The 23,903-nt window shown below is 71.0% G+C and carries 17 protein-coding genes; 13 read left to right on the top strand and 4 right to left on the bottom strand.

The features are described 5' to 3' along the window. Positions 1 to 29 precede the first annotated feature (29 nt). From CES90_RS19845 to moeZ, 3 genes are all read left to right on the top strand, one after another. A complete protein-coding gene (locus tag CES90_RS19845) occupies positions 30 to 989 on the top strand; it encodes an NAD-dependent epimerase/dehydratase family protein (RefSeq protein ID WP_189783848.1) in 960 nt (319 codons plus the stop codon). After that, entirely contained in the window at positions 977 to 1,726 is a 750-nt protein-coding gene (locus tag CES90_RS19840) for a spherulation-specific family 4 protein (RefSeq protein WP_189783849.1), read from the top strand. The genes CES90_RS19845 and CES90_RS19840 overlap by 13 nt, the downstream gene beginning before the upstream one ends. A 63-nt stretch (positions 1,727 to 1,789) precedes the next feature. Further along, a complete protein-coding gene (moeZ, locus tag CES90_RS19835; protein ID WP_189783850.1) occupies positions 1,790 to 2,968 on the top strand; it encodes an adenylyltransferase/sulfurtransferase MoeZ in 1,179 nt (392 codons plus the stop codon). Between the two features lie 83 nt (positions 2,969 to 3,051). On the opposite strand, the gene CES90_RS19830 is transcribed toward moeZ, so the two are convergent. The 3 genes from CES90_RS19830 to CES90_RS19820 form a co-directional block, all read right to left on the bottom strand. Next, the gene (locus CES90_RS19830; RefSeq protein WP_189783851.1) at positions 3,052 to 4,554 is read right to left on the bottom strand and encodes an alpha/beta hydrolase; all 1,503 of its coding nucleotides are present in this window, start codon (positions 4,552 to 4,554) and stop codon (positions 3,052 to 3,054) included. Positions 4,555 to 4,670: 116 nt separating this feature from the next. Beyond that, positions 4,671 to 6,221: an alpha/beta hydrolase gene (locus tag CES90_RS19825; protein ID WP_189783852.1), complete on the bottom strand. Its 1,551-nt coding sequence runs from the start codon at positions 6,219 to 6,221 to the stop codon at positions 4,671 to 4,673. Positions 6,222 to 6,359: 138 nt separating this feature from the next. Further along, the gene (locus CES90_RS19820) at positions 6,360 to 9,221 is read right to left on the bottom strand and encodes a lysylphosphatidylglycerol synthase transmembrane domain-containing protein (protein ID WP_189783853.1); all 2,862 of its coding nucleotides are present in this window, start codon (positions 9,219 to 9,221) and stop codon (positions 6,360 to 6,362) included. A gap of 185 nt (positions 9,222 to 9,406) precedes the next feature. Between CES90_RS19820 and CES90_RS19815 the strand changes: the two genes are divergently transcribed. The 5 genes from CES90_RS19815 (at position 9,407) to nudC (ending at position 19,487) form a co-directional block, all read left to right on the top strand. After that, on the top strand, positions 9,407 to 9,772 hold the full coding sequence (locus CES90_RS19815) for an MGMT family protein (protein WP_308437865.1): 366 nt from the start codon (positions 9,407 to 9,409) through the stop codon (positions 9,770 to 9,772). 311 nt (positions 9,773 to 10,083) lie between these two features. Then, positions 10,084 to 13,482 carry an ATP-dependent helicase gene (locus tag CES90_RS19810; protein ID WP_189783855.1) on the top strand — a complete coding sequence of 1,133 codons (3,399 nt, stop codon included), beginning with the start codon at positions 10,084 to 10,086 and terminating at the stop codon, positions 13,480 to 13,482. Between the two features lie 36 nt (positions 13,483 to 13,518). After that, on the top strand, positions 13,519 to 17,031 hold the full coding sequence (locus CES90_RS19805) for an ATP-dependent DNA helicase (protein WP_189783856.1): 3,513 nt from the start codon (positions 13,519 to 13,521) through the stop codon (positions 17,029 to 17,031). A 10-nt stretch (positions 17,032 to 17,041) separates the two neighbouring features. Next, positions 17,042 to 18,445 (top strand): dipeptidase, encoded by a 1,404-nt coding sequence (locus CES90_RS19800; protein ID WP_189783857.1) that lies wholly within the window; start codon positions 17,042 to 17,044, stop codon positions 18,443 to 18,445. A 94-nt stretch (positions 18,446 to 18,539) separates the two neighbouring features. Beyond that, a complete protein-coding gene (gene nudC, locus CES90_RS19795; RefSeq protein WP_189783858.1) occupies positions 18,540 to 19,487 on the top strand; it encodes an NAD(+) diphosphatase in 948 nt (315 codons plus the stop codon). Positions 19,488 to 19,503: 16 nt separating this feature from the next. Here the strand turns inward: nudC and CES90_RS19790 are convergent, their stop codons facing one another. Continuing rightward, entirely contained in the window at positions 19,504 to 19,746 is a 243-nt protein-coding gene (locus tag CES90_RS19790) for a mycoredoxin (RefSeq protein ID WP_189783859.1), read from the bottom strand. A gap of 220 nt (positions 19,747 to 19,966) precedes the next feature. Between CES90_RS19790 and CES90_RS19785 the strand changes: the two genes are divergently transcribed. From CES90_RS19785 to CES90_RS19765, 5 genes are all read left to right on the top strand, one after another. Next, positions 19,967 to 22,189, top strand: coding sequence for an ATP-dependent DNA helicase UvrD2 (locus CES90_RS19785; protein ID WP_189783860.1), 2,223 nt, complete (start codon positions 19,967 to 19,969; stop codon positions 22,187 to 22,189). 164 nt (positions 22,190 to 22,353) lie between these two features. Next, positions 22,354 to 22,677: a hypothetical protein gene (locus CES90_RS19780; protein ID WP_189783861.1), complete on the top strand. Its 324-nt coding sequence runs from the start codon at positions 22,354 to 22,356 to the stop codon at positions 22,675 to 22,677. A 173-nt stretch (positions 22,678 to 22,850) separates the two neighbouring features. Next, complete coding sequence (locus CES90_RS19775; protein ID WP_019072119.1) at positions 22,851 to 23,219, top strand: WhiB family transcriptional regulator; 369 nt, start codon at positions 22,851 to 22,853, stop codon at positions 23,217 to 23,219. Beyond that, positions 23,216 to 23,539: a hypothetical protein gene (locus CES90_RS19770; protein ID WP_189783862.1), complete on the top strand. Its 324-nt coding sequence runs from the start codon at positions 23,216 to 23,218 to the stop codon at positions 23,537 to 23,539. The genes CES90_RS19775 and CES90_RS19770 overlap by 4 nt, the downstream gene beginning before the upstream one ends. A gap of 149 nt (positions 23,540 to 23,688) precedes the next feature. After that, on the top strand, positions 23,689 to 23,898 hold the full coding sequence (locus tag CES90_RS19765) for a hypothetical protein (protein ID WP_189783863.1): 210 nt from the start codon (positions 23,689 to 23,691) through the stop codon (positions 23,896 to 23,898). The last annotated feature ends 5 nt before the right edge of the window (positions 23,899 to 23,903 follow it).

Here is a 23,903-nt window from a genome sequence, read left to right as displayed (position 1 = left end):
ACCGGAGAGCCCGCCCCGGGAGCCGCCCGATGAGGGTCCTGCTGATCGGAGCCAACGGATATCTCGGCCGCTTCGTCGCCGAACGCCTGCTCGCCGACCCGGCCGTGCAGCTCACCGCGCTCGGCCGGGGCGACGACGCCGACGTACGGTTCGACCTCGCCACCGGCAGCCCCGGCGCGCTCACCCGCTTCCTGGACGCGGTGCACCCGGGAGTCGTCGTCAACTGCGCCGGAGCCACCCGCGGCGGCGCCCGCGAACTCACCCGGCACAACACCGTCGCCGTCGCCACGGTCTGCGAGGCCCTCCGCCGCAGCGGCTGCGGAGCGCGCCTGGTGCAGATCGGCTGCGGCGCCGAGTACGGCCCCAGTCAGCCCGGGTCGTCCACCGCCGAGGACGCCGTGCCTCGCCCCGGCGGCCCGTACGGCGTGAGCAAACTCGCCGCCACCGAACTCGTCCTCGGCTCCGGCCTGGACGCCGTGGTCCTGCGCGTCTTCTCGCCCGCCGGGCCCGGCACCCCCGCCGGCTCGCCGCTCGGCCGCCTCGCCGAGGCCATGCGCCGCGCCATGCAGTCCGGCGACGGCGAACTCAAACTCGGCGGCCTCGGCGTCCAGCGCGACTTCGTCGATGTACGCGATGTCGCCCGCGCCGTCCACGCCGCCTCGCTCTCCGCCGCCCAGGGCGTGATCAACATCGGCTCCGGCCGCGCTGTGCGCCTCCGCGACGCCGCGGCAGTCCTCGCCCGCGTGGCCGGATACGGCGGCGCCCTGCACGAACTCGATGCCCCGCCCGGCACCCTCAGGCCGACCATCGGTCATCCCCGCCCCGAACCGGACCATGCGGGCCCGGTCGCCTACCCCTACCCGGACGGCTGCGGCAGCTGGCAGCAGGCCGACGTCCGCACCGCCCGCGACCGGCTCGGCTGGCGGCCTCGGATCAACCTGGAGGAGTCCCTCGCCGACATCTGGATGGAGGCGGCGTGCCGTATCTGACCCCGGCCGCGCCGGGCACCGCGAACACCGGCTTAAGCGCCGGCTTCGGCATACCCGGCTATGCGCACCCCCTTGTCGCTCCGCTGGAATGGGACGAACTCACCCGCCCCGGCACCCCCTTGCACTGGGTCGTCCTCAATATCTCGGACGGCCCCGGCACCCTTCCCGACCCGCGCTGTCTGGAGGCCTCGGGACGGCTGCGCAACGCGGGCGTCCGGGTCCTCGGCCACCTGGACGTGACCTACGGGGCGCGAGCCTTCGGCGAGATCGTCGCCGACGCGCATCGCTACCTCGACTGGTATCAGGTCGACGGCTATCTCCTGGACCGCTGTCCCACCGAGCGCTCCACGCTCGTCGAGATCAGCCGCACGGTCACCACACTCCGCGCGTTCCTCGGCGGTGGCCACATCGTCCTCGGCCACGGCACCCACCCGCACCCCGGATATGCCGAGACCGCCGACCAGTTGGTCACCTTCTCCGGGTCCTGGAGCGACTACCGCTGGTCGCAGGCGGCCGAGTGGACCGCCGACCATCCGCCCGAGCGCTTCTGCCACCTTGTCCACAGCGTCCCCCGCGGTCACCTCGACGAGGCGCTGCGCATAGCCCGCTGGCAGGGCGCCGCCACGATCTACTTCACCGACCGCACCGATCGCGGCGGCCGGATCGACCCCTGGGAGACGATGCCCGGCTACTGGGACGAAATCGTCTCGCTTGTTGGAACGGGTGTCTCGGAATGAAAAAGGGCGTGGCAGTGTTACGGGGAGAACAACTGTAGTGATTGACCGACCAACGGAGTCCCCGTGTCGCTGCCACCCCTGGTCGAGCCCGCTTCCGAGCTCACCGTAGACGAGGTCCGCAGGTACTCCCGCCACCTGATCATCCCCGACGTCGGGATGGACGGGCAGAAGCGGCTGAAGAACGCCAAGGTGCTCTGTGTGGGCGCCGGCGGCCTGGGCTCGCCGGCGCTGATGTACCTCGCCGCGGCGGGCGTCGGGACGCTCGGCATCGTGGAGTTCGACGAGGTCGACGAGTCGAACCTGCAGCGCCAGATCATCCACAGCCAGGCCGACATCGGCCGCTCCAAGGCCGAGTCCGCGCGCGACTCCGTCCTCGGCATCAACCCGTACGTGAACGTGATCCTTCACGAAGAGCGGCTCGAGGCCGAGAACGTGATGGACATCTTCAGCCAGTACGACCTGATCGTCGACGGCACGGACAACTTCGCGACGCGCTACCTGGTCAACGACGCCTGCGTGCTGCTGAACAAGCCGTACGTCTGGGGCTCGATCTACCGCTTCGACGGCCAGGCCTCCGTCTTCTGGTCCGAGCACGGCCCCTGCTACCGCTGCCTCTACCCGGAGCCCCCGCCGCCGGGCATGGTCCCCTCCTGCGCCGAGGGCGGCGTCCTGGGCGTGCTGTGCGCGTCCATCGGCTCCATCCAGGTCACCGAGGCCATCAAGGTCCTCACCGGCACGGGCGAGCCCCTCGTCGGCCGGCTGATGATCTACGACGCCCTGGAGATGCAGTACCGCCAGGTCAAGGTCCGCAAGGACCCGGGCTGCGCGGTCTGCGGCGAGAACCCCACCGTCACCGAGCTCATCGACTACGAGGCCTTCTGCGGCGTCGTCTCCGAGGAGGCCCAGGAGGCGGCCGCCGGCGCGACGATCACTCCCAAGCAGCTCAAGGAGTGGATCGACGACGGTGAGAACATCGACATCATCGACGTCCGCGAGATCAACGAGTACGAGATCGTCTCCATCCCGGGCGCCAGGCTGATCCCGAAGAACGAGTTCCTCATGGGCGCCGCGCTGGAGAGCCTCTCGCAGGACAAGAAGATCGTCCTGCACTGCAAGACGGGTGTCCGCAGTGCGGAGGTCCTCGCCGTCCTCAAGTCGGCGGGCTTCTCCGACGCCGTCCATGTCGGCGGCGGCGTGATCGGCTGGGTCAACCAGATCGAGCCGGACAAGCCGGTCTACTAGGCATCCGCCCTCCAGAAGGGACACGCTTTCCCGAGAGGGGCTCGGCACTACGCGTGCCGGGCCCCTCTCGGCTGCCGCACCGCCTACGCGCAGACCTTGCCGTCGTCCGGCACCGTCCCGTCCAGCAGATACGCGTTCACCGTCGAGTCGACACAGCTGCTGCCGCTGCCGTACGCCCCATGGCCCTCGCCCTTCCAGGTGAGCACCACGCCGACGTCCTCGCCCAGTTCCTCCGCCATCTTCTGGGCGCCCTCGTACGGCGTCGCCGGGTCGCCGGTGTTGCCCACCACCAGGACGGGCTCCGCGCCCGGTGCGCTCACCTCGGGCGAGTCGGTCTGCCCGGCCACCGGCCAGTCGTGGCACCAGCCCGCGGTGTCCCAGCCCAGGAACTCGCCGAAGACGGGCGAGATCTCCCGGAATTCCGGCAGCAGCTTCTTCGTCTCGTCGGACGTCGGCCGCTGCTTCTGGTCCAAGCACGATATGACCCGTTGGGAGTGGGTCGTCGTGCCGTAGCGGCCTGAGGCGTCGCGCTCGTTGTAGCCGTCGGCGAGTGAGAGCAGCTCGGTGCCGTCCCCGTCCTCGGCCGCGTCGAGTGCACTGGTCAGAGCCGGCCAGCTCTGCTCGCTGTAGAGGGGCAGGACGATGCCGGTGGTCGCCAGCGACTGCGTGAGTTCGCGGCCCGACGTCGTCGACAGCGGCTCGGCGTCGATCCGCTCCAGCAGGTTCGCGATCTTTTGTGTGCCCTCTTCCGGGTCCTGGCCGGTGGACTTGAGGTAGTTGTCGAGGGCGCGCTGGAAGCCCAGGGTCTGGTTCTTGGCGTGGCCGACCGTGTCGGCGGTCGGGTCGACGACCGCGTCCAGCACCAGGCGTCCCACGTTCTTGGGGAACAGGTGGGCGTAGACGCCGCCCAGTTCGGTGCCGTACGAGATGCCGAAGTAGTGCATCTTGTCGTCGCCGAGGACCTGGCGCATGAGGTCCATGTCGCGGGCCGTGTCGGCGGTCGAGACATGTGCCACCAGCTTGCCCGCCGCTTTCTCGCAGCCCGCGCCGAAGTCGGCCGCGTCCTCGAAGAAGGCCGTCTCCTCGCCCGCGTCGTCCGGCGTGGCGTCCACCGACTCGGCCGCCTGGATCTCCTTGTCGCTGCGACAGCGCACGCCCTGGCTCTCGGCGACCCCGCGCGGATCCCAGCTCACCAGGTCGTACCGCTTGTGCAGTTCGCCCGTGAGGCCGGCGTAGGACGGCATTCCGGAGACGCCGGAACCGCCAGGTCCGCCGAAGTTGAACAGGAGCGAGCCGAGGCGTTCGCTCTCGTCGCCGGTGGCCTCGCTCCGGATCAGCGCGAGCCCGATCGTCTCCCCGTGGGGCTTCGCGTAGTCCAGCGGGACCTTCATCGTCGCGCACTGCCAGTCGTCGCCCGGCGCGGGCCCTTCCGATGTCGCTTTGCAGCGCCCCCAGCCGAGCTTCTGCGAGGCGAGCGACGAGGCCGATGTCTCACCGCCGGCCTTCCCGTCGTCCGTGCCGCCGCTGCAACCGGCGACCAGCAGCACCGCCGCTGCCAGAGCCGCTCCCCGTAAGAATCGCGTCATGAACCTTCCCCCCTCGCGATACCGCTCGCCGAATGTCGCGAATGACAGTCATGCCATGGTATGCGGACTGCCGGAAATGGCGATGCGGCCTGTGGATAACTTTCTGACCTGCGGATTCATGCGCAGACGGTGCCGGATCTCGGTACCTTCCCCGCCAACAGATAGCCGTTCACGGCCGCCCGCACGCAGGCATTCCCGCTGCCGTACGCACCGTGCCCCTGCCCCTTGTACGTCAGCTCGACGCCGACTCCCTCACCGAGTGCCTCGACCATTTTCCGCGCGCCCGCGTACGGCGTGGCCGGGTCGCCCGTGTTGCCGATCACGAGGATCGGTGCCGAGCCGGGCGCGCTCACGTCGGGGTGGTCGGCCGCGCCGGGGACCGCCCAGTCGGTGCAGGTGAGCACGGACCAGGCGAGCCAGTCACCGAAGACGGGGGAGGCGGCCCGGAATTCGGCCTGCTTCGCCTCCACGTCCTCGGTGGTGTACCGCGGCTTCTCGTCGGCGCAGTTGATGGAGACGTTCGCCGCACTGAGGTTGCTGTACTCGCCGTTCTCGCCGCGCCCGGTCATCAGGTCGGACAGCAGCATCAGCAGCCGGCCGTCCCCGTTGTACGCCTGCTCGAGTCCTTGGGTCAGGTACGGCCAGAGGTCCTGCGAGTACAAGGCCTGGGCGATGCCGGTGGTCGCGGCGAACTCGGTCAGGTCGCGAGGGAAGATGCCGCTGATCGGCTTGCTGTCGAGGTCCTTCAGCAGCTTGCTGATCCGGTCCTCGACGTCCTGCGCGCTGTCGCCGACCGGGCAGCCCTTCTCCTTCTCCACACAGTCCCGCGCGTAGTTGCCGAGGGCGCGCTGGAAGCCCTTGGCCTGTGCGAGGGAGCCCTGCACGGGGTTCTGCGTGGGGTCGACGACCGCGTCGAACACCGCCCGTCCGACGTTCTTGGGGAACAGGTGGGCGTAGACGCCGCCGAGTTCGGTGCCGTAGGAGACGCCGAAGTAGTGCAGCTTGTCGTCGCCGAGGACCTGACGCATGAGGTCCATGTCGCGGGCGGTGTCGGTCGTGCGGACATACGGCAGGGTCTTCTCGGAGTTCTTCTCGCAGGCCGCGTTGAACGCCTTCGTGTTGTCGAGGAACTCCGTCCGCTCGGCCGCGTCGTCCGGGGTCAGATCCTGCTGGAAGTACTCGTCGAGTTGCTCGTCGTCCTCGCACTTGACGCCCGCGCTGCGGCCGACGCCGCGTGGGTCGAAACTCACCAGGTCGTAGCGGGTACGCAGCTTCGTGTACTGCTTGCCGAAGCCGGGGAGGGCCTTGACGCCCGAGCCGCCCGGGCCGCCGAAGTTGAAGACGAGTGAGCCGATGCGTTCGTTCCTCGCGCCGCTCGATCGGGCACGGATCAGCGCGATGCGGATCGTGTCGCTCTCGGGCTCGCCCCAGTCCAGGGGAGCCTTCATGGTCGCGCACTCCCAGACGTCGCCGTCGGGCAGCGGGGAGGGTGCGGTGCCACCGCCCTCGGACGCCGACGGTGCCGGGCACTTCTCCCAGCTGAGCTTCTGGGCCGTCAGGTCCTCGTTCCCGCCCTTGGCCTCGCCGCCGCAGCCCACCCCTGACAGGGACAGCAGGACGGCCGTGGCGGTCAGGGCGACGGCACGCGGCCGGGGCGAGGTGGGCATGGTTCCCATCCTGGAGCCGCCCGGAGCGGTGCGCTCGGGACGCGGGCCGTGCGGGTGAGGCACAGGACGCGCCTACACGCGCGCGTGAGGCACGGCCGGCCGGTACGCGCGCGTGCCGACCCGCGCGCGTGCGCCCCTCTAGAGTGCGCCCTTGCGTGACAGCTGGTTGAAGGCGAGCCATCCCGGCAGCACGGGCAGCCACAGGGTCAGCAGTCGGAACAGCAGCACCGCGGGAGCGGCGACCTCCAACGGAAGTCCCACGGCGGTCAGACCGACCGTCAGGGTGGCCTCGACGGCGCCCACGCCGCCCGGCGTCGGGGCCGCGGACCCCAGCGCGTTGCCCGCGAGGAAGACGACGGCGACGCTGGCGATGCTGATCGAGGCGGTTTCGCTGCCGAAGGCGCGGATCGAGGCGTCCAGGCACATCACGAAGCAACCGGTGAGGAGCAGCATGCCGCCGATGCCGGTGACCAGCTTCTGCGGCCGCTGGAGCACGTCGAGCATGCGCGGCACGACACCGGCGAAGAGCGACCGCACGCGCGTGACGACGAACTTGCGCAGGAACGGGATCGAGGTCACCACCAGGACGAGCACCGCGACCGTCAACAGGCCGGCGATGACGGTGCGGGAGGGCGACAGGGACGGCGTCTTCTCGGTCCCGGTCAGGTAACCGAAGGCGAGCAGCATCAGGATGTGGCAGCCGAGCCCGAACAGCTGCGACGCCCCGACGCTCGCCACCGCGAGCCCCGGCCGCACCCCGGCGCGCTGCAGGAAGCGGGTGTTGAGCGCCACACCGCCCACCGCGGCCGGCGCCACGATCTTCACGAACGACCCGGCGACCTGCGCCGCCACGGTCCGCGGGAACGGCACCCGCTCCGGCACGAAGCCCAGCAGGCTCATCGCCGCCGCGACGTAGCTCAGCGCCGAGAAGACCACGGCCGCGGCCACCCAGCCCCACTCGGCGTTCTCGATGAGCGGCCCGAACTCGATGTGGGTGAGCTGGGTCAGCAGGAAGTACGCGCCGATGGCACCGGCGATGAGACTGATCAGCGTGCGTGGCTTGACCCGCTCAAGACGAGCCGGTTCGACCGGTGCCTGGGGCCTGATCAGCAGCACCTGGTGGCGGATCTGTGTGAGCAGGTCCTCCTCGCGGGCGCCCTCCAGGGCCTCGTCGATCGTCCGCTTCTCGGCCCGCTGCTCGGCGCGTACGGCCTTCTTGTCGGCCTTGTCGGCCTTGTCGGCCTTGTCGGCCTTGTCGGGCTCGGCGGCCTCCTTGTGCTCCTCCGCGCGGGCCTGCTTGGCCAGCTGGGACGCCTCCAGGACCGCCTCACGCTGGCGTTCCGCCCGCTCCCGGGCCAGTCTGCGCAGGGTCGCGCGCGTGGAGCGCGACAGCGCGATGGGCTGCAGCATCGGCAGACAGTCGGCCACCACGTCGGGCCCGAGCACACTCACCGCCGAGGCCACCGCACGCTCGGCACCCACGCGCAGGCCCAGCGTCGTCAGCAGCTGGGAGATGTCCATGCGTAGCACCAGATCGCCGGCCGCGATCTCGCCGACGCGCAGGTCGGTGAGGATCACCGTGCCGGACCGATCCACCAGGATCGCGTCGCCCACCAGCCTGCGGTGTGCGATGCGCCGCGACTGCAGAGCCTTCACCTGGAGCCAGGTGTCGCGCAGCAGTTCGTCGGTGACCTCCTCGTCCGCCAGCGAGTCCAGGGTGCGCCCGCCGGTGTGCTCGTAGACGAGCATCACGGCGTCCGGCCCGAGTTCGGAGGTAGCGATCAACTTGGGTGCGTTGGCGCCGGCCGCGATGGCCGCGTATGCGAGGAGAGCCTCCTGCTCCAGGGCCTGGCGCAGGGACTGCAGGCTGCGGCGCGTGGTGATGCCGCGCAGCGTCAGCCGCCGCCAGACCCGGTAGAAGAAGCCCTGAGCCTGCTGCTCCCGGTCGACCACGGTGACGTCCAGTGGCGGGCCGTCCTCCAAGGCCACGAAGTACCGGCGGCCCCGGTCGCCGCCCTCCGCCGTGTCCGAGGCCTCCTCGCGGGCCGCGCTGACCGGCTTGAAGCCGACGCGCCTGAGGCCCGCCATCAGCGTCCGTCCCGTGGGCCGTACGTTCGGCGAGCCGACCGTGTATAGCGTCCCGTAGGCGACGGTCCAGCCGATCAGCACCGTCAGGACGATGGAGAACGGTGTGGTGTAGCCGGCGACCAGCATCGAGAAGGCGTCCAGCAGCAGCACGATCCACAGCACCGCGCGCCAGCGAGGTCTGCGGGACATGCCTACGGCGGTCATGTACGCGATGACCGGCGCCAGATAGCCGTGCACGGGGTCCGTGAGGGCGTTGATGTCACCGGGGGAGGGCTGGGTGAGCGCCTCCTGGATCGAGTCGGGGGCGGCCCGGGCGACCCAGAGGTCGGTCGCGAGCGTCACCCCGTGTGCCAGGACCGCCGCGAGGACACCGTCGGCGATGCGCAGTCCGTCCCGCTTGATCAGCCGCTCGATCGCGAAGGCGACCGGTACCAGCAGGATCGCGATGCTCGATCCGAGGCCCGCGAGCTTGATCAACAGGTCGGGCGCCTGCCCCGTCCCCTTGTTGATGTCCTGTTCGAGCCCCGAGGTGGTGCCGTGTGCGAACGCGGCGATCGCCAACAGGACGATGATGCCGAGGATGCCGACCGAGAGCCGCATGAGGTCGGAGGGACGGTGCACGCGCGCGGGGAGCAGCGGTTCGTCGCCCTCGACCTCGTCGGCATGGGCGTGGTCCGGGTTGTCCTCGTGCTGCCCGACCTGCGGTTTCTTGCTGCCAGGCATCTTGTCGGTCGCCTTGGGGGAGGGCGTTTTCTTGGAGGGCGGGGCGGTTTCGGGGTTCTTCCGGGAGGCGGGTTCCGTGCCCTTGCCGTCCCCGTCGGCGGTGTCCGGGGTGTTGTCGGCGGTGTCCGGGCGCGAGGAGGCGTCAGAGGTGCCCGCCGCGTCATCGGGGTGCACGCTCTGCTGCTTCATCGTCTCTTCTTGGTCTCGTATCACCAGTCACCGCCCGCACGATGGTGGCATGCCCGGCGGGTACACAGGGGCATCAGGGTGCGATGCGGGGGCGCACAGTCTGCCCGAAGACCGCCCCCGGGGCGAGGGACGCACACGTCGGCCACCACCTCCCATTGTCGGTGGGGTGCGGCAGGATGGGGCGGATGAGCGAGGAGAGCCTTCCGGTGGACGCCCTGCCGGAGTACGCGGAGCGGGTCCTCGAGGTCGCCGAGCTGATCCCGCCCGGGCGGGTCATGACGTACGGGGACGTCGCCGAATGGCTGGGGGAGGGTGGTCCGCGCCAGGTGGGCCGTGTGATGGCCCTCTACGGAGGAGCGGTGCCGTGGTGGCGGGTCGTCCGCGCGGACGGCGCCCTGCTCCCCGGCCACGAGCTGAGAGCCCTCGGCCACTACCGCACGGAGGGCACACCCCTGCGCGAGGCGAGCCGCTCCACCGAGGGCCATGTGCCGCGCATCGACATGAGACGCGCGCGATGGGACGGCGGCGATCGCGCGGAGGGTCACACCTGACAGCTTCCGCCATCCCACGACCCGGGGTGCGACCCCTGCTCCGGACGGGGGAAGCGGGGCACGTCGGTGGTATGCCGTACGTTCGTGAGGCGAGGGACGCGGGTGCCGCGCGAGTCGGAAGGGAACAAGAGGAAGCCCTGCTTCCGCACCACCCGTCGGCGTAGCGTCGGCTGCACGTGTCCCCCTCACCCCGCGGCCACCGCCCTCCACGAGCAGGGGCCCTCCCACCCGTCGCCCGACGACCACCCCGCAACGACGGCGCTCCGCGCCGGCAGTGACAAACGGCACACCCACCAGGACCGGCGAACCACGTGAGCTCCTCTTCCTCCACCAGGCGCCTGTCGCACACCCAGGTGCGACAGGGGAGCCGTGGCGCTTACCGACTGGTGCGTACCCCACCGGTCCGAACGGACCCCCCTCGTCTGGACGCCGAGCAGCGCGGCGTGGTTGACCACGAGACCGGTCCACTGCTCGTTCTCGCAGGTCCGGGCACCGGCAAGACGACCACACTCGTCGAGTCGGTGGCAGCCCGTATCGCCCGCGGCGCGGATCCCGAGCGCGTCCTGGTCCTGACCTTCAGCCGCAAGGCGGCCGTGGAGCTGCGCGACCGCATGGCGCTGCGCATGGGCGCGGCCCGCGCCCCGCAGGCCACTACCTTCCACTCGTTCTGCTACGCCCTGGTCCGCGCCCACCAGGACAGCGACCTGTTCGTCGAACCGCTGCGACTGCTGTCCGGGCCCGAACAGGACGTGGCGGTCCGTGAGCTGCTCGCGGGCCAGCCCGACCTGGAGCGCCTGGGCCTCGCCCATGTGCGCTGGCCGGACGAGCTGCGTGCCTGCCTTACCACGCGCGGGTTCGCCGACGAGGTCCGCGCGGTGCTCGCCCGCAGCCGCGAACTGGGCCTGGCCCCCGACGACCTGCGGAAATTCGCCACCCGCAGCGGCCGCCCGGACTGGCTCGCGGCATCGGCCTTTCTCGCCGAATACCTCGACGTCCTCGACCTGCGAGGAGTGCTCGACTACGCGGAACTGGTCCACCGCGCGGTGCTCCTCGCCGGCCGCACCGGTGTCGCCGAGCAGTTGGCCGCCCAGTACGACGCGGTCTACGTCGACGAGTACCAGGACACCGATCCCGCACAGGTACGCCTGCTGAGGGCCCTCGCGGGCGGTGGTCGCACCCTGGTCGCGTTCGGCGATCCCGACCAGTCGATCTACACCTTCCGGGGCGCCGACGTGAACGGCATCCTGGAGTTCCCGGTCGCCTTCCCACGCGCGGACGGCCGCCCGGCACCGGTCGCCGTCCTCAGGACCTCTCGCCGCTCGGGAGCCGCCCTGCTCGCCGCCACCCGCCTGCTCACCCAGCGCATGCCGCTGACCCGCCTCCCGGCGGAAAAAGTGCGGGCCCACCGCGAGCTGAGGCCGGCACGGGACGGCGGCCGTGCCGAGGTCTACACGTACCCGACCTCGGGCACCGAGTTGGACAACATCGCGGACATCCTGCGCCGTGCCCATCTGGAGGACGGTGTCCCCTGGGGCGAGATGGCCGTCCTGGTGCGCGCGGGCGCCCGCACGATCCCCTCGATGCGCCGCGCGCTCACCGCCGCCGGCGTGCCCCTGGAGATCGACGGTGACGACCTGCCGCTGCGTCACGAACCGGCGGTACAGCCTCTGCTGACGGCGCTTCGGGCGGTGGCGAGGGCGGAGCTGGGGGCAACGGCGCCGATGGGCCCTGAGGAGGCCGAGGACTCGGTGGAGGCCGGCGCGGCTGAGGGGCCCGAAGCGGGCGCCGAGCCGGGCGAGCCCCACGAGCCGTCCGACTCGCCCGAGCCGCAGCCTTCCTGGCTCGACACAGAAACCGCGCTCACCCTCCTCGCCTCCCCACTGGCCGGTATGGACACCGCCGACCTGCGGCGCCTCGGCCGCGCCCTGCGCGAGGAGGAGCGCGCCGGCGGCAACCCCGTACCGCCGCCCTCGGACGAACTGCTGGCACGTGCGCTGGCCGAGCCGGAGCGGCTGGCCGTGCACGACCCGGTGTACGCGCGGGGCGCCCAACGGCTCGGCGCGCTGCTGCGCCGGGCGCGCGAGCGCCTCGCGGGCGGCGGCACCGCAGAGGAGGCGCTGTGGGAGCTGTGGGACGGCACGCCGTGGCCCCGGCGCCTGGAGCGGGCCGCCCGGCGCGGCGGCGCGGCCGGACGCAACGCGGACCGCGACCTCGACGCCGTGTGCGCGCTGTTCGCCACCGCCGCCCGCGCGGAGGAACGCACCGGCGGCCTCGGCGCCCTCAACTTCCTTGCGGAGATCGAGGCCGAGGACATCGCCGCCGACACGCTCACCGGCAGAGCCGTTCGTCCCGACGCCGTACGCCTGATGACCGCGCACCGCTCCAAGGGCCTCCAGTGGCGCCTGGTCGTCGTCGCGGGCGTCCAGGAGGGACTGTGGCCGGACCTGCGCCGCCGGGGCTCGCTCCTGGAGGCCGACCGCATCGGCCGCGACGGGCTCGCGGAACCGCTCACCCCCGGAGCGCTGCTCGCGGAGGAACGCCGCCTGTTCTACGTGGCCACCACGCGCGCGCGTGAACGCCTCGTCGTCACCGCCGTGAAAGCCCCCGCCGACGACGGCGACCAGCCCTCCCGCTTCCTCACCGAACTCGGCGTCGAGCCCAAGGACGTCACCGGCCGCCCCCGCCGCCCGCTGTCCGTGGCCGCCCTCGTCGCCGAACTGCGCGCCACGACCGTCGACCCGCGCGTGTCGGACGCCCTGCGCGAGGCCGCTGCCCTGCGTCTGGCACGGCTGGCCGCACTGAGCGACGAGGACGGCCGCCCGCTCGTGCCGTCGGCCCACCCGTACCGCTGGTGGGGCATGTTCGAGCCCACCGAGAGCAAGGTTCCGCTGAGGAACCGCGACCAGCCCGTCGTGCTCTCCGGCAGCGCCCTCGACCAGCTCGCCAACACCTGTGCCCTGCAGTGGTTCCTGGGCCGCGAGGTGAAGGCCGACGCACCCGCGACCGCCGCCCAGGGGTTCGGCAACGTCGTCCACGTCCTCGCCGACGAGGTCGCCTCCGGACGCACCTCCGCCGACCTCGATGTCCTCATGGAGCGCCTCGACTCCGTGTGGAACGCGCTCGCCTTCGACGCGCCCTGGAAGTCGGAGCAGGAGAAGCAGCACGCGCGCGTGGCACTCGAACGCTTCCTGAAGTGGCACGTCATGGATCGCACGGGACGCGCCCCGGTCGCCAGCGAGCACGACTTCGACGTCACCCTCGAAGCAGGTGACTACGAGGTGCGCATCCGTGGCTCCATGGACCGCGTCGAGGCCGACACCGAGGGCCGCGCCTACGTCGTCGACTTCAAGACCGGCAAACAGGCCCCGAGCGCCGCCGAAGTGGACCACCACCCCCAACTCGCCGTCTACCAGCTCGCGGTCCGCGAGGGGGCCGTCGACGAGCCCTTCGGCGGCGTACGACCCGAACAGGGCGGCGCCGAACTCGTCCAGCTGAGACAGGGCGCCGCCAAGAAGAACGGTGGTGAGACGCTCCCCAGGGTGCAGGCTCAGGGACCGTTGGAGGGCGACTGGATCGGCGGGCTCCTCGCCAACGCCGCGGGAAAGGTCCTCGACGAACGTTTCTCCCCGACCACGGGACAACACTGTGCACACTGCGCGTTCCGGGCATCGTGCAGTGCCCGCCCCGAGGGCCGTCACATCGTCGAGTGACACCCGCTGTCAGTGGGCGGCGCTAGCCTCTCTGAAATGTCCGCCCGTATCAGCGATCCCGAGCAGCTCAAGGAGCTCCTCGGTATCCCGTTCACCCCGGAGCAGACGGCCTGCATCATCGCGCCGCCCGCCCCGCAGGTGATCGTGGCCGGAGCCGGGTCGGGCAAGACCACGGTGATGGCCGCGCGCGTGGTGTGGCTGGTCGGCACCGGACAGGTCGCCCCCGAACAGGTGCTCGGCCTGACGTTCACCAACAAGGCGGCGGGCGAACTCGCCGAGCGCGTGCGCAAGGCCCTCGTCAAGGCGGGCATCACCGACCCGGACGTCATCGACCCCGACAACCCGCCGGGCGAGCCGGTCATCTCCACCTACCACGCCTTCGCGGGCCGCCTCCTCACCGACCACGGCCTGCGCATCGGCCTGGAACCCACCTCCCGGCTCCTCGCCGACGCCACCCGCTACCAACTCGCCGCGCGGGTGCTCCGAGAGTCCCCCGGCCCGTACCCGGCGCTGACCCGTTCCTTCCCGGACCTGGTCAGCGACCTCCTAGCCCTCGACTCCGAACTCGCCGAACACCTCGTACGCCCCGAGGACCTGCGTGCGTACGACGCCGAACTGCTACGGGACCTGGAGAGCGCCAAGCTCACCAACGCCGACCTCCGCAAGGTCCCCGAGGCAGCCGCAGCCCGGCGTGAACTCGCCGAACTGGTGGGCCGTTACCGCGCGGCCAAGCGCGAGCGGGACCTCCTCGACTTCGGTGACCAGATCGCCCTCTCGGCCACCCTCGCGCAGCTGCCCGAGGTCGGCCGCATCCTGCGGGACGAGTTCCGAGTGGTCCTGCTCGACGAGTACCAGGACACCTCCGTGGCCCAACGCGTCCTCCTGGCGGGCCTCTTCGGCGGCGGCACAGGCCACCCCGTCACCGCCGTCGGCGACCCCTGCCAGGCGATCTACGGCTGGCGCGGCGCCTCCGTGGCCAACCTCGACGACTTCCCCGAGCACTTCGCGCACGCGGACGGCAGCGCGGCCGAGCGCCAGTCGCTCAGCGAGAACCGCCGCAGCGGCGGCCGTCTCCTCGACCTCGCCAACGGCCTCGCCGAGCCCCTGCGTGCCATGCACGCGGGCGTGGAAGCCCTCCGCCCCGCCCCCGGCGCCGAACGCGACGGTGTGGTCCGCTGCGCCCTGCTGCCCACCCACGCGGAGGAACTCGACTGGCTCGCCGACTCGATCGCCCACCTCGTGCGCACCGGCAAGGAACCCGGCGAGATCGCCGTCCTGTGCCGCACGGCCACCGACTTCGCCGAGATCCAGGGCGCGCTCGTCGCCCGCGACATCCCGGTCGAGGTCGTGGGCCTCTCCGGGCTGCTCCACCTCCCTGAGGTCGCCGACCTCGTCGCCGTCTGCGAGGTCCTCCAGGACCCCGGCGCCAACGCCTCCCTCGTGCGTCTGCTCACCGGCCCGCGCTGGCGCATCGGTCCCCGCGACCTCGCCCTCCTGGGGCGCCGGGCCAGGCATCTCGTGTCGCACGCGCGCGTGGAGGCCGACGACGACCCGGACCGTCGGCTGGCCGCCGCCGTCGAGGGCGTCGACCCGTCCGAGGTGATCTCCCTCGCCGACGCGCTCGACACGTTCCTGGAGCTGCCGCTCGAAGCCGAGGGGGAGGACGACGGGCTGCCGTTCTCGCCGGACGCGCGCGTACGGTTCGCCCGTCTCGCCGCCGAACTGCGCGACCTGCGCCGCTCCCTCGCCGACCCGCTCATGGACGTCCTGCACCGCGTGCTCGCCGTCACCGGCCTGGAAGTGGAGCTCTCCGCGTCCCCGCACGCCCTGGCGGCCCGCCGCCGCGAGACACTCTCCAACTTCCTGGACATCGCCGCCTCCTTCGCCGCGAACAGCGAGGGCGAGGCATCCCTGCTCGCCTTCCTCGGCTTCCTGCGCACGGCCGCCCAGTACGAAAAGGGCCTCGACAACGCCCTGCCCGGCGGCGAGAACACCGTGAAGGTGCTCACGGCCCACAAGTCCAAAGGCCTGGAGTGGGACGTCGTCGCCGTCCCCGGCCTGGTCACCGGCACCTTCCCCAGCAGCCAAGGCCGCGAGAAGTGGACCGCCCAGGGCAAGGTCCTGCCGCACGAGCTGCGCGGCGACGCCGACACCCTCCCCGATGTCGAGGCATGGGACTCCCGTGGCCTGAAGGCATTCCAGGAGGCCATGAAGGACCACCAGCACACGGAGGAACTCCGCCTCGGCTACGTCACGTTCACCCGCCCCCGCTCCCTGCTCCTCGGCTCCGGCCACTGGTGGGGCCCGTCCCAGAAGCGCCCACGAGGCCCGTCCGACTTCCTGAAGGCCCTCTACGACCACTGCGCCGCCGGATACGGCGAGATCGAAGCCTGGGCCGACGAACCCGAGGAGGGCGCCGAGAACCCCGCCCTGCACGAGTCGACCACCGAGCACGCCTGGCCGCTCCCCCTGGACGACACGGCCCTGGCCCGCCGCCGGGCGGCCGCCGCGACGGTACTGGCCCACCTGGAAGGCGCCGCCTCCCACGAGGAGGCCCACCGGGTTGCCACCCACACCCCGGACCCCTACGCCCACGACGACCCGGACTGGCCGCCCCCGCCGGACGACGAAGAAGCCCTCTACGAGGAGGACGACTCGGACTGGGACGCCTGGACATCGGACCGCCCCGCACCCGCCGAACGGCCCCTTCACGCGCGCGTGCCACAGCCCGGCCAGGACGAGCGCACGCCTACGGTGCCGCACGCCCGCCGGCACTCCGCCGAACCCGACCTCACCCCCGAGGACGCCCGCACCATAGCTTCCTGGGACCGTGACCTGGACGCCCTCACCGGTGAGCTCCTGCGGTCCCGGGCGACCGTCATCGACGTACCCCTGCCGGCGTCGCTCACGGCGTCGCAACTGGTCCGCCTGGCAGCCGACCCGGACGGCTTCGCGCAGGAGCTCGTGCGCCCCATGCCGCGCCCCCCACAGCCCGCCGCGCGCCGTGGCACCCGCTTCCACGCCTGGGTCGAGGCCCGTTTCGAGGAACTGCGGCTGCCCATGCTGGAGCCCGAGGAGCTACCGGGCAGCGAGGCCGAGATCGCCGACGAACTGGACCTGCAGGCCCTCAAGGACGCCTTCGAACGCACTCCGTACGCGCATCGCACGCCGTACCGGGTCGAGGCACCCTTCCAACTCGGGATCGCGGGACGTGTCGTACGCGGACGCATCGACGCCGTCTACCGGCACACCGACGACGGCGACGGGACGGCGACGTACGAGATCGTCGACTGGAAGACCAGCCGCACCCGCACCGCCGACCCCCTCCAGCTGGCGCTCTACCGGCTCGCCTGGGCCGAGCAGCAAGGTGTGCCCCTGGAGTCGGTGAGAGCCACCTTCCTCTACGTGCGCACCGGTGACGTCGTACGCCCCGAGGACCTGCCCGACCGGATCGCCCTGGAACGGCTGCTTCTGGCGGAAGCGGGCGCCGACGGGACGGAGCCGTCGGCCGAGGAACCGCCGGACGAGCATGTCGGTGCGGGCCGATAGGCTCGTGAGCATGAGCGAGACCCCGGACAGTGTCGTCCGTACGTACATAGAGAACCACCGTGCCGCCTTCCTCGACGACCTCGTGGAATGGCTGCGCATCCCGTCGGTGTCGGCCCAGCCCGAACACACGGCGGACGTACGGCGCAGTGCCGACTGGCTCGCCGCCAAGCTCAAGGCGACCGGGTTTCCCACGGCGGAGGTCTGGGAGACGCCGGGTGCTCCCGCCGTCTTCGCCGAATGGCCCTCCGAAGACCCCGATGCCCCCACGGTCCTGGTCTACGGGCACCACGACGTGCAGCCCGCGGCCCGCGAGGACGGCTGGGACACCGAGCCGTTCGAGCCCGTGATCCGCGGAAACCGCCTCCAGGCGCGCGGGGCGGCCGACGACAAGGGGCAGGTGTTCTTCCACACACTCGGTGTCCGCGCCCACCTCGCCGCCACCGGCCGCACCGCCCCCGCAGTCCACCTGAAGATGCTGATCGAGGGCGAGGAGGAGTCCGGCTCCCCGCACTTCAAGGCCCTCGTCGAGGGGCACACCGAGCGGCTCGCCACGGACGCGGTCGTCGTCTCCGACACCGGCATGTGGGCCGAGGACACCCCCACCGTGTGCACCGGAATGCGCGGCCTCGCCGAGTGCGAGATCGAGCTGTACGGGCCCGACCAGGACATCCACTCCGGCTCCTTCGGCGGGGCCGTACCCAACCCGGCCACCGCCGCCGCCCGCCTGGTCGCAGCCCTGCACGACGAGCACGCGCGCGTGGCGATCCCCGGCTTCTACGACGGCATCATCGAACTCACCGACCGCGAGCGCGAACTCTTCGCCGAACTGCCCTTCGACGAGGAGCGGTGGCTGCGCACGGCCAAGTCGACGGCGACGTACGGGGAGGCCGGACACACCACCCTGGAGCGCGTCTGGGCCCGCCCGACCGCCGAGGTCAACGGCATCGGCGGCGGTTACCAGGGCCCCGGCAGCAAGACGATCATCCCGTCCTCGGCGATGGTGAAGCTGTCCTTCCGGTTGGTGGCGGGGCAGGACCCGGACCACATCGAGAAGGCGGTCCGCGCCTGGACCGCCGAGCAGATCCCCCTCGGCATCCGCCACGAGATCACGTTCAGCGGGTCCACCCGCCCCTGCCTGACACCCCTGGACCACCCCGCCCTGCAATCCGTCGTACGCGCCATGGGCCGCGCCTTCCAGCAGCCCGTCCGCTACACACGAGAGGGCGGCTCCGGCCCCGCCGCCGACCTCCAGGAAGTCCTCGACGCGCCCGTGCTCTTCCTGGGCATCTCCGTCCCCTCCGACGGCTGGCACGCCCCCAACGAGAAGGTCGAACTCGATCTGCTCCTCAAGGGCGTCGAGACCAGCGCGTACCTCTGGGGCGAACTGGCCGAAAGCCCTCGCCAGGCACACTGAAGAAGGCTCCCATGCCCCAGCGCACCCACCCGCCGTACGCCCCGCCGAACCGCCCGCCCAATCAACCGTTCCACCGGGGGAGTTGGAAGCACTCGTGACCACCTGGACCGACCACACCGCCGACCGACCCATCGCGCTCACCGCCCCGAGCGGCATCGACCGGTCGGCCCACCACCGGCTCGACGAGCCCTGGCTCGCGGCGGCCTGGAGTCACCCCACGACCCGCTGCTTCGTGGTCTCCGGCGGCCAGGTCCTCATCGACGAGACGGCTGACGGCACCACCGAACTCGTCATGACCCCTTCCTTCGAGGCCCCGCTCACCGAGGCACACCGCTACTTCCTCGGCACCGACTCCGACGGTGTGAGCTACTTCGCACTCCAGAAGGACGCGCTTCCCGGGCGGATGGACCAGTCCGCGCGCCCGGCCGGACTGCGTGAGGCGGGCATGCTCCTGTCGCCGCGCGACACCGGCCTCATGGTGCACGCGGTCGGTCTGGAGAACTGGCAGCGCACCCACCGCTTCTGCTCCCGCTGCGGCGAGCGCACGGTCATCGCGGCGGCCGGCCACATCCGCCGCTGCCCGGCCTGCGGCGCCGAGCACTACCCGCGCACCGACCCGGCCGTGATCATGGCCGTCACGGACGACGAGGACCGCATCCTCCTCGGCCGCCAGGTCCACTGGCCCGAGGGCCGCTTCTCCACCCTCGCCGGTTTCGTGGAGCCCGGCGAGTCCATCGAGCAGTCCGTGCGCCGCGAGGTCCACGAGGAGGTCGGCATCACCGTCGGCCAGGTCGAGTACATCGCCAGCCAGCCCTGGCCCTTCCCCTCCAGCCTCATGCTGGGCTTCATGGCCCGTGCCACGTCGACGGAAGTGGACGTGGACGGCGACGAGATCCACGAGGCCCGCTGGTTCTCCCGGGAAGAGCTCCGGGCCGCGTTCGAGTCCGGGGAGGTCCTGCCTCCCTACGGCATCTCGATCGCGGCCCGTCTGATCGAACTCTGGTACGGCAAGCCCCTGCCGACACGAGGTCACACCGGCTAGGACCGCCCGCCGGGCGCTACGCGCCGATCTTCTGCTTGACCTGCGCCAGCGAGGGGTTCGTGAGCGTCGAACCGTCGGGGAAGAGAACGGTGGGAACCGTCTGGTTCCCGCCGTTCGCCTTCTCCACGAACGCCGCGGACTCCGGGTCCTGCTCGATGTTGATCTCGTTGTACGTGATGCCCTCGCGGTCCATCTGGCTCTTCAGCCGACGGCAGTAGCCGCACCACGTGGTGCTGTACATCGTCACAGTGCCCTGCATGTCTTTGGCGCTCCTTCACGGTATGAGGGGGTGCGTGGTCGCAGTGAGTGGAACGTACGTGACGGGCCCGCCATTCCCCGCACGCGGGTGGCCTCCGCCGTCGAGGCCGGTGCCCTCGTAGCCCGGGAACCAAGGGACGCCTGCCGCATTAGTACGACTGCGGGCGGGTGCCTGTGGACAACCGGCTCAGCCGTCTCCGGCGACCTGGCAGCATGGCCGTGTGACAGCAGCAACGCATTCCACCCTCTTCCCGCGGGTCCCCGACTCGGCCGACGCGGTGCTCGAAGGGCTCGACCCCGAGCAGCGCGCGGTGGCCACCGCCCTGCACGGGCCGGTGTGCGTGCTGGCGGGCGCCGGCACCGGCAAGACCCGGGCGATCACCCACCGCATCGCCTACGGGGTGCGTGCCGGGATGCTCCAGCCTGCCAGCGTGCTGGCCGTCACGTTCACCAACCGCGCCGCCGGAGAGATGCGCGGCCGCCTCCGCCAACTCGGTGCCGCTGGAGTCCAGGCCCGGACGTTCCACTCGGCCGCGCTGCGCCAGCTCCAGTACTTCTGGCCGAAGGCCGTAGGCGGCGGTATGCCGAGAATCGTCGACCGCAAGATACAACTCGTCGCGGACGCGGCCGCCGCCTGCCGCATCCGTCTCGATCGCAACGAACTACGGGACGCCGCCGCCGAGATCGAGTGGTCCAAGGTCACCCGGACCGTGCCCGCCGACTACGCCGCCGCAGCCGCCAAGAGTGGCCGCGAGGCCCCCCGCGATCCGGCCGAGATCGCCCAGATCTACGCGACGTACGAGGACCTCAAGCGCGAGCGCGCCGTCATCGACTTCGAGGACGTCCTCCTGCTCACGGTCGGCATCCTCCAGGACCGGCACGACATCGCCGAGCAGGTCCGCTCCCAGTACCAGCACTTCGTGGTCGACGAGTACCAGGACGTCAGCCCCCTCCAGCAGCGCCTGTTGGAACTGTGGCTCGGCGAGCGGGACAATCTGTGCGTCGTGGGCGACGCCAGCCAGACGATCTATTCGTTCACTGGCGCAACTCCTGACCATCTGCTCGACTTCCGCCTCCGCCATCCCGGGGCCACGGTCGTCAAGCTCGTCCGCGACTACCGCTCCACCCCTCAGGTCGTCCACCTCGCCAACGGCCTGCTCTCCCAGGCCCGCGGCCGCGCCGCCGACCATCGCCTCGAGCTGGTCTCCCAGCGCGCCCCGGGCCCCGAGCCCCGCTACACCGAGTACTCCGACGAGCCCGCCGAGGCCGAGGGTGCCGCCCGCCGCATCCGCGACCTCATCGCCTCCGGAGTCCCCGCGAGCGAGATCGCCGTCCTCTTCCGGACGAATTCCCAGTCCGAGACCTACGAGCAGGCCCTCGCGGACGCCGGAGTGCCCTACCAACTGCGTGGCGCCGAGCGGTTCTTCGACCGGCCCGAGGTGCGCAAAGCGGGGGCCGCGCTGAGAGCCGCAGCCCGCTTCGGCGGCAACGACACCCTCCTCGAGGACACCGTCGACCTTCCCTCACAGGTACGGGCGGTGCTGTCCGGCGAGGGCTGGACCGGCGAACCACCCGCGGGCTCCGGCGCGGTCAGGGAGCGCTGGGAGTCACTGGCGGCCCTGGTCAACCTGGCCCAGGACTTCGCGGCGGCCAAGCCCGACGCCACACTCGGCGACCTGGTGGCGGAGCTCGACGAACGGGCGAACGCCCAGCACGCCCCCACCGTCCAGGGCGTCACTCTCGCCTCGCTGCATTCCGCGAAGGGTCTGGAGTGGGACGTCGTCTTCCTGGTCGGAGTCGCCGAGGGCATGATGCCGATCACCTACGCCAAAACGGACGAGCAGGTCGAAGAGGAGAGAAGACTCCTCTATGTGGGCGTCACCCGCGCGCGAGAGCAGCTCTCCGTCTCCTGGGCCCTGTCCCGATCCCCAGGAAGCCGCCCGAACCGCCGTCCCAGCCGCTTCCTCAACGGGCTGCGCCCCGGATCGACCGCTATGGCGGGCCGGACCGGCACGAGCGGCTCCGGAGGCGTCGAACCGGGCGCGGCAGGCGGTCGGCCGGGCGAACTCGAGGACGGCGGCACCGTGACCGCTCCGCGCCGTACCAGCCGGACCCCGGCCCGCTGCCGTGTCTGCGGCCGCACCCTGCGGGACGCCGGTGATATGAAGCTGATGCGCTGCGAGGACTGCCCCTCAGACATGGACGAGGGTCTTTACGAGCGCTTGCGTGAGTGGCGGGCGATCCAGGCGCGGCGCAGCGGACAACCGGACTTCTGCGTCTTCACCGACCGGACGCTGATGGCCATCGCAGAAGCGGGGCCGAGCACTCCGCTTGAACTCGGTCGCATCCCTGGTGTCATCGCCCGTAAGCTCCAGCGTTATGGCGCCGATGTTCTCGACATCTGCGCAGGTCGGGAGCCCGGGGGTGACGACGAGAACGACTGATACGAACTCGTCGAAAAAATAGTTTGCGCATGCCCCAGCGATCCCCATAGGTTCTTAGGCACGGGAACGGCGGCCTTCTCGAAGGCCCTGTTGTCGTGGTGTACTTCATATCCGTCGGATTGGTTCGCGCCGGTCCCCCTAGACGCCGAGAGGAGGCGAGTCCAGTGATCAGCATCAACACCAGCTTCATCAGCACGGTCAAAATGACCGATCGCTCGGCCGTCTCCCTGTGCATGCTCGGCGTCTCGAACCTGGGTACCGGTCTGTCCGCCATTCGTGGTGGCCGTCCGGCGTCCTCCGTGTCTCCTGCGGGTCTTCCCGTCCGTGAGCGCAGTGAGCGACCGACCAAGGCACTGGAAGCAGCAGTAACGGCACAGGCCCAGGCCTATGCCTTTGCGGCGGCCGGTGCCGGATTCCGGAAGCAGACGACGCAGCACCACCTGATGTGGGCCTTCCGTGGGCCTGAACCCTGGAGTGATCCAGCCTGATCGACGATCAGGTCGGCGCCTTCAGGGCCGCGGAACCCCATCCGGGATCCGCGGCCCTTCTGTTTGTCTCCGACCGGGGACTGCAGAGCGAAGGGCCTCGGGACAAGAAAAGAACCCGGTACCAGCCGCCACCCGGCCAACCGGCCGGAACGACCAGACGAGGAAGACGAACCGTGCAACTCGAAGCGCACGCCCCGTCCGTACCGCCTTCCGAAACGATCCCCCCGCCCGGCCTCACGGAGGACTCCACCTTGACCCCGCTCACTGCGCTCACCGCGCTCGACGACGCCATCGAGAACCTCGGCGTACCCGTCCCCTGCCGCTCCTACGACCCGGAAGTCTTCTTCGCCGAGTCGCCGGCCGATGTCGAGTACGCCAAGTCCCTCTGCCGCACCTGCCCGCTGATCGAGGCCTGCCTCGCCGGCGCCAAAGAGCGGCGTGAGCCCTGGGGCGTCTGGGGTGGCGAGCTCTTCGTCCAGGGTGTGGTCGTGGCCCGCAAGCGGCCCCGTGGTCGCCCGCGCAAGAACCCGGTCACGGCATGAACATCACCGGAACGATCGATCGCCCCCTGACGCACGACCCCAAGAAGCAGGCCCCGATGAAGCCATCCACGAGCGAGCCCGCAGGCTCCGCGACTCCAGACTTCACCACCACCGGCGCGAACGCCTCGCGCCAGAACAGGACCCGAGAAATGCATCTCATGCCAGAAGCCCTGGCTCGTGCGCATATGCACGAGCGCCTGCACGAGGCCGAGCAGGAACGCCAGGCCATGCGCCTGCTGGTTGCCCGCCGGATGCAGCGCCGGGCCGAGCGCGCCTCGATGCGCGCCCGCCGTGCGCTCGCCATGGCGGTCATGCAGTAGCCGCCACGCGGCAACCGGCATGAACCGGCCGAGTCAGGCACTTCACCACCACTCGTAGCAGTGGCTCCCCGCGGGGGCCGGTCCGAACGGACCGGCCCCCGCGGTGCGTTGTGACCTGGATCTGTCGGCCACGGCGATATCGTCGCCGCGTGACGCGTCTTTCCGGAGACAACGACGACAGTGGCTCCGCCGCAGGACCCCAGCCCCTCGTGTGCGCCCGCTGCGGAGCGACCGCCGAAGTTCCCCAGCCCTTGTGGCTCTGCTCCATGGAGAACGGCAGACGGCACTACTTCTGCGGGGCCTGCGCCCGGGAGAACCTGAGAGCGATCGAGGGTCGGCTGGACTCGTCCTGGTGGTGAGTCAG

Origin of the sequence: Streptomyces capitiformicae, from assembly GCF_002214185.1 — a bacterium.
In the GTDB taxonomy this organism is placed as follows: Bacteria; Actinomycetota; Actinomycetes; order Streptomycetales; family Streptomycetaceae; genus Streptomyces; species Streptomyces capitiformicae.
This window is presented reverse-complemented; position numbering and strand designations above follow the sequence as displayed.

What these genes read in the sequence shown, in the direction of transcription:
- CES90_RS19845 (WP_189783848.1), top strand. Translation starts at nt 30, where the DNA reads ATGAGGGTCCTGCTGATCGGAGCCAACGGATATCTCGGCCGCTTCGTC.
- CES90_RS19830 (WP_189783851.1), bottom strand. Translation starts at nt 4,554, where the DNA reads ATGACGCGATTCTTACGGGGAGCGGCTCTGGCAGCGGCGGTGCTGCTG.
- CES90_RS19825 (WP_189783852.1), bottom strand. Translation starts at nt 6,221, where the DNA reads ATGCCCACCTCGCCCCGGCCGCGTGCCGTCGCCCTGACCGCCACGGCC.
- CES90_RS19820 (WP_189783853.1), bottom strand. Translation starts at nt 9,221, where the DNA reads ATGAAGCAGCAGAGCGTGCACCCCGATGACGCGGCGGGCACCTCTGAC.
- CES90_RS19815 (WP_308437865.1), top strand. Translation starts at nt 9,407, where the DNA reads ATGAGCGAGGAGAGCCTTCCGGTGGACGCCCTGCCGGAGTACGCGGAG.
- CES90_RS19805 (WP_189783856.1), top strand. Translation starts at nt 13,519, where the DNA reads ATGTCCGCCCGTATCAGCGATCCCGAGCAGCTCAAGGAGCTCCTCGGT.
- CES90_RS19800 (WP_189783857.1), top strand. Translation starts at nt 17,042, where the DNA reads ATGAGCGAGACCCCGGACAGTGTCGTCCGTACGTACATAGAGAACCAC.
- CES90_RS19790 (WP_189783859.1), bottom strand. Translation starts at nt 19,746, where the DNA reads ATGCAGGGCACTGTGACGATGTACAGCACCACGTGGTGCGGCTACTGC.
- CES90_RS19770 (WP_189783862.1), top strand. Translation starts at nt 23,216, where the DNA reads ATGAACATCACCGGAACGATCGATCGCCCCCTGACGCACGACCCCAAG.